Origin of the sequence: Acidovorax sp. (assembly GCF_027492855.1) — a bacterium.
GTDB lineage: Bacteria > Pseudomonadota > Gammaproteobacteria > Burkholderiales > Burkholderiaceae_C > Acidovorax.
The window spans coordinates 9,879-14,488 of record NZ_JAPUDY010000055.1 but is presented as its reverse complement, the minus strand read 5'-3'; the positions used below and the strand labels follow the sequence as shown (position 1 = coordinate 14,488).

Here is a 4,610-nt window from a genome sequence, read left to right as displayed (position 1 = left end):
ACGCGACTACACGCTGCTGGCGCGCATCGACAACCTGGCCGACAAGGACTACCAGTTGGCCCGCACCTACGCCACCGCAGGTCGCACGGTCTATGTCGGTGTGAAGTGGGCGCCGCAGTGACGCGGCAGCGCCTCACGGGTTTAGAGAGAGGAAGAGGGGAAGCGAGATGGTTCACCCTGCCCGTTGCCCGGCGATCCTGATCGCCGCTCCGGCATCCGGCCAGGGCAAGACCACCGTCACCGCGGCCCTGGCGCGCTTGCATGCGCGCCAGGGTCGGCGCGTGCGGGTCTTCAAGTGCGGGCCGGATTTTCTGGACCCGCACTGGCACCAGTTGGCCAGCGGCGCGCCGGTGCACCAGCTTGACCTGTGGATGAATGGCGAGGCCGACTGTGCCCAGCGCCTGCATGACGCTGCGCGCGAGTCCGACCTGGTTCTGATCGAAGGCGTGATGGGCCTGTTTGACGGCAACCCCAGCGCGGCCGACCTGGCCCGGCACTTTGGCGTGCCGGTGCTGGCGGTGGTCGATGCCTCGGCCATGGCGGGCACCTTTGGCGCGCTGGCCTTTGGCCTGCGCCACTACCGCCCCGGCCTGCCCTGGGCGGGGGTGCTGGCCAACCGTGTGGGCAGCGCACGCCACGCCGACATGCTGCGTGAAGGCTTGCACGATGCCGACGACTGGATGGGGGCGTTGATGCGTGTGCAGGCCACAAGCGCTGCGCCCGCTGCGGGCAAGGCCGGTGCGGCGCTGCTGCCCGAGCGCCACCTCGGCCTGGTCGCCGCGCATGAGCTGCCCGACAGCCTGCAACGGCTGGACGCTGCTGCGGATGCCCTGGCGGCCACGCCCCTGGGCCAGATGACGTTGGATGACTTGCAGTGCTGGGCCGTGGACTTCCCGGCCCCCGCCCTGGCTGACGCCGTGCCGCCCCTGCTGGCGGGCCGCACGGTGGCCGTGGGGCGCGATGCCGCGTTCTGCTTCATCTATGCGGCCAATGTGTTGTGCCTCACGCAGATGGGTGCACGGGTGGTGTTCTTCTCGCCCCTGCATGATGCCGCGCTGCCCGATTGCGACGCGGTGTGGCTGCCCGGCGGCTACCCCGAGCTGCACACCGCGCAGATCGCTGCCAACACCGGCATGCAGGCCAGTCTGCGTACCCATGCGACCGCAGGCAAACCCCTGTGGGCAGAATGCGGCGGCATGATGGCGCTGTTTGAATCCATCACCCTGGCTGACGGCGGCACCGCCCCGCTGTGGGGCCTGCTGCCCGGCCGCGTGGCCATGCAAAAACGCCTGGCGGCGCTGGGGCCGCAGCAACTGGCCGTGGCGGGGCACACCCTGCGCGGCCACACTTTCCATTACTCCACCAGCAACACCAGCGCCCCGGTGGTGGCCCGCACGGCCCGCCCCAACGAGGCGGCTGCGCCGAATGCGGGCGAGGCGCTGTACCAACTGGGCAGCATCCACGCCAGCTACTTTCACGCCTGGTTTGCGTCCAGCCCCGAGGCGGTGGCGCATCTGCTGGGAGGCGCATCCGAATGACCATCACCACCGAATTCATCCTGGGCGGCCAGAAAAGCGGCAAGTCGCGCCGCGCCGAGTTGCTGGCGCGCGACTGGCTGGCGCAATCGGACGACCGCCGCGCCGTGCTCATCGCCACTGGTGAGGCCTGGGACGACGAGATGCGCGAGCGCATCGCCCGCCACCAGCGCGACCGCGCCGAACGTGTGCCTGGCCTGCAAACGGTGGAGGAGCCGCACGACCTGGCCGCTGCCCTGGCACGGCACAGCACGCCGCAGACCCTGGTGGTGGTGGACTGCCTCACGCTGTGGCTCACTCACTGGACGATGCCCTTGGGTTTCGAGGCCATGGATTTGAAGCAAAAACAGGCTCTAGCGCTTGAATGGAAAGCGCAAGCAGCTATGTTTTTAGGAGCAATTCGAAAAGCCCCCGGCCCCGTTGTTCTGGTGGGCAACGAAATTGGCCTGGGGGTCATTCCGATGGGGCGCGAGGTGCGCGCCTTTGTGGATGCCCTGGGCAACCTCAACCAGCAAGTGGCTCAGGTGTGCCCCCGCGTCACGCTGATGGCGGCAGGCCTGCCCTTGACCTTGAAATGAAGCTATGAAACCAACCCCCGTGCGCCGCATTCTGTGGGTGATCGCCATCCTGGTGCTGCTGGGCCTGCTCATGGCCGGGCTGGCGCAGGCGCAGCCCGTGCACATCAAAGACGACAGGGGCCGCGAGGTCTCGCTGCCCCGCCCGCCGCAGCGCATCGTGAGCCTGCTGCCCTCGTTGACCGAAAGCGTGTGCGAGCTGGAGCAATGCCACCGGCTCGTGGGGGTGGACCGCTATTCCAACTGGCCCGAGGCCGTGGTCGGTAAGCTGCCCAAGATGGGCGGCGGCATCGACCCGAGCATCGAGGCCATCGTGGCGCTCAAGCCCGATGTGGTGCTGATGTCCGTCAGCTCGCGCGCCAGCGACCGGCTGGAGGCGCTGGGCCTTACGGTGGTGCAGTTAGAACCCAAGACCCACGCCGATGTGCGCCGCGTGCTGGGCACCGTGAGCGACCTGCTGGGCGTGCCCCGTGTGCAAGGCTCTGACCGCCTCTGGCGCGTGATCGATGCAGGTGTGCTGGCGGCCGCGCAGTCCCTGCCGCCCAAGGCCAAGAATGTCCGTGTGTACTTCGAGGTGAGCCGTGGGCCCTATGCGGCGGGTGAGTCGTCGTTCATCGGCGAGTCGCTCACCCGGCTGGGTGTGCGCAATGTGGTGCCCGCGTCGCTCGGGCCGTTTCCGCGCCTGAACCCCGAGTTTGTGGTGCGCGCCAATCCCGACATCATCATGATCGGCAACCGCAGCATGCAGGCCATGGTGCCGTACCCCGGCTGGGCCAGCATGCGGGCCATCCGCGACAACCGGCTGTGTGTGTTCGGCCCCGGCGAATCCGACGTGGTGGTGCGCCCCGGCCCGCGCATGGCCGAGGCCGCGCGCATCATGGCGCGCTGCATTGCGGACAAGGCGCCATGACCAGCGTCCCCATGGATTTGCCCACCGGTTCCGCCAGCCGCCGCGCGGCATGGTGTGCTGCCTGGCTGCTGCTGGCCAGCGTGGTGCTGACGGTGTGTGGCGCCAGCGTGGGCAGCACGGGTTTTGACAGCGTGCTGCGCATGCACGGCGACCCCGTGGCCTGGCAGATCGTGTGGGACATCCGTTTGCCGCGCACGCTGGGCGCCTGGCTGGCGGGGGCGCTGCTGGGCCTGTCGGGCGCGGTGGCGCAGGGGCTGTTTCGCAACCCGCTGGCCGACCCCTACCTGCTGGGCAGCGCCTCGGGCGCCGCGCTGGGCGGGGCCGTGGCCATGGCCATGTTTGGTGTGTCGCCGGTGGCGGCGCAGTGGCTGGCGCGCATTGGCATCACGGGCATGGCTTTCTTGGGGGCGGCGGGGGCGGTGGTGCTCACGCTGATCTTGGCCCGGGGCGTGCAGCACACGCTGCGCCTGCTGCTGGCGGGCGTGATCGTGGGCGTAGTGCTGGGGGCCATGCGTGACCTGGTGGAACTGGCCTCGCCCGACATTTTGCAGGCCATGCAGGCCTTCATTCTGGGCAGCACGGCCTTCGTGGGCTGGATGGCCTGCGTGCTCATGGCGGTGGCCTGGGCGCTGTGTTCGGTGGTCGCTTGGATGCTGGCGCGCGCGCTCGATGGCCTCACGCTGGGCGAGGCCACGGCCGCCAGCCTGGGCCTGCCGCTCATGCCCATGCGTGCAGGTTTGGTGGCCGCCATGGCGCTGGCCACGGGCACCGCGGTGGCGCAGACCGGGCTCATCGCCTTCGTGGGGCTGGCCGCGCCCCACCTGGTGCGCTCCATCGTGCGCGTAACGCACGAGCGGCACATCGTGCTCTCCAGCCTGATGGGCGCGGTGCTGCTGCTGGCGGCCGACACCCTGGCGCGCTGGCTGTTGGCGCCGCAGGAGCTGCCGGTGGGCGTGCTCACGGCGGCCCTGGGTGGCACCTACCTGCTGTGGCTCATGCACCGGCGCACGGCGCAAGGCGGTTCGCTATGAACTTGATAGCTATTGACGCTTGTGGAATAAGCGCCAGCATCGGAAATCGCTTAATATTGCAGGGCATAGACCTGCAACTGCCCGCCGGGCGCTGGACCAGTATCGTCGGCCCCAACGGCGCGGGCAAATCCACCTTGCTCAAGGTGCTGGCGGGCCTGCTGCCCCGTGCCTCCGTACAGGGCGAGGTGCAGTTGCTCGGCCGCCCGCTGGCGCAGATCCCGGCGCGCGAGCGTGCCCGCCAACTCGCCTGGCTGGGCCAGAACGAAGGCTCGGCCGACGACCTCACGAGCTACGACGTGGCCATGCTGGGCCGCCTGCCGCACCAGGCTTGGCTGGCGCCGCCGGGCGCGGCCGACCACGCGGCGGTCGAGCAGGCGCTGCGCACCACGCAGGCCTGGGACTGGCGCCACCGCCCGCTGTCGCAGCTGTCGGGTGGCGAGCGCCAGCGCGTGCTGCTGGCCCGCGCCTTGGCCGTGCAGGCCCAGGTGCTGCTGATGGACGAGCCCCTGGCCAACCTCGACCCGCCGCACCAGACCGACTGGCTGCACACCATGCGTGC

5 protein-coding genes are annotated in these 4,610 nt (G+C 69.7%); all 5 read left to right on the top strand.

Annotated elements, in window-relative coordinates; genetic code table 11:
• Positions 1–167: 167 nt before the first annotated feature.
• Complete coding sequence (locus Q0105_RS11075; protein WP_298211710.1) at positions 168–1,538, top strand: cobyrinate a,c-diamide synthase; 1,371 nt, start codon at positions 168–170, stop codon at positions 1,536–1,538.
• A complete protein-coding gene (locus tag Q0105_RS11070; protein ID WP_298211708.1) occupies positions 1,535–2,113 on the top strand; it encodes a bifunctional adenosylcobinamide kinase/adenosylcobinamide-phosphate guanylyltransferase in 579 nt (192 codons plus the stop codon). The genes Q0105_RS11075 and Q0105_RS11070 overlap by 4 nt, the downstream gene beginning before the upstream one ends.
• A gap of 4 nt (positions 2,114–2,117) precedes the next feature.
• Positions 2,118–3,020 carry a helical backbone metal receptor gene (locus tag Q0105_RS11065; protein ID WP_298211705.1) on the top strand — a complete coding sequence of 301 codons (903 nt, stop codon included), beginning with the start codon at positions 2,118–2,120 and terminating at the stop codon, positions 3,018–3,020.
• The gene (locus Q0105_RS11060; RefSeq protein ID WP_298211704.1) at positions 3,017–4,051 is read left to right on the top strand and encodes an iron ABC transporter permease; all 1,035 of its coding nucleotides are present in this window, start codon (positions 3,017–3,019) and stop codon (positions 4,049–4,051) included. The genes Q0105_RS11065 and Q0105_RS11060 overlap by 4 nt, the downstream gene beginning before the upstream one ends.
• Positions 4,048–4,610 (top strand): ABC transporter ATP-binding protein (locus tag Q0105_RS11055; RefSeq protein ID WP_298211702.1); only part of this gene is annotated, 563 nt, incomplete at its 3' end. The genes Q0105_RS11060 and Q0105_RS11055, both read left to right, overlap by 4 nt.

Excerpts from the sequence above, each read along its gene's own strand:
- Q0105_RS11065 (WP_298211705.1), top strand. The coding sequence starts at position 2,118 with ATGAAACCAACCCCCGTGCGCCGCATTCTGTGGGTGATCGCCATCCTG.
- Q0105_RS11070 (WP_298211708.1), top strand. The coding sequence starts at position 1,535 with ATGACCATCACCACCGAATTCATCCTGGGCGGCCAGAAAAGCGGCAAG.
- Q0105_RS11060 (WP_298211704.1), top strand. The coding sequence starts at position 3,017 with ATGACCAGCGTCCCCATGGATTTGCCCACCGGTTCCGCCAGCCGCCGC.
- Q0105_RS11075 (WP_298211710.1), top strand. The coding sequence starts at position 168 with ATGGTTCACCCTGCCCGTTGCCCGGCGATCCTGATCGCCGCTCCGGCA.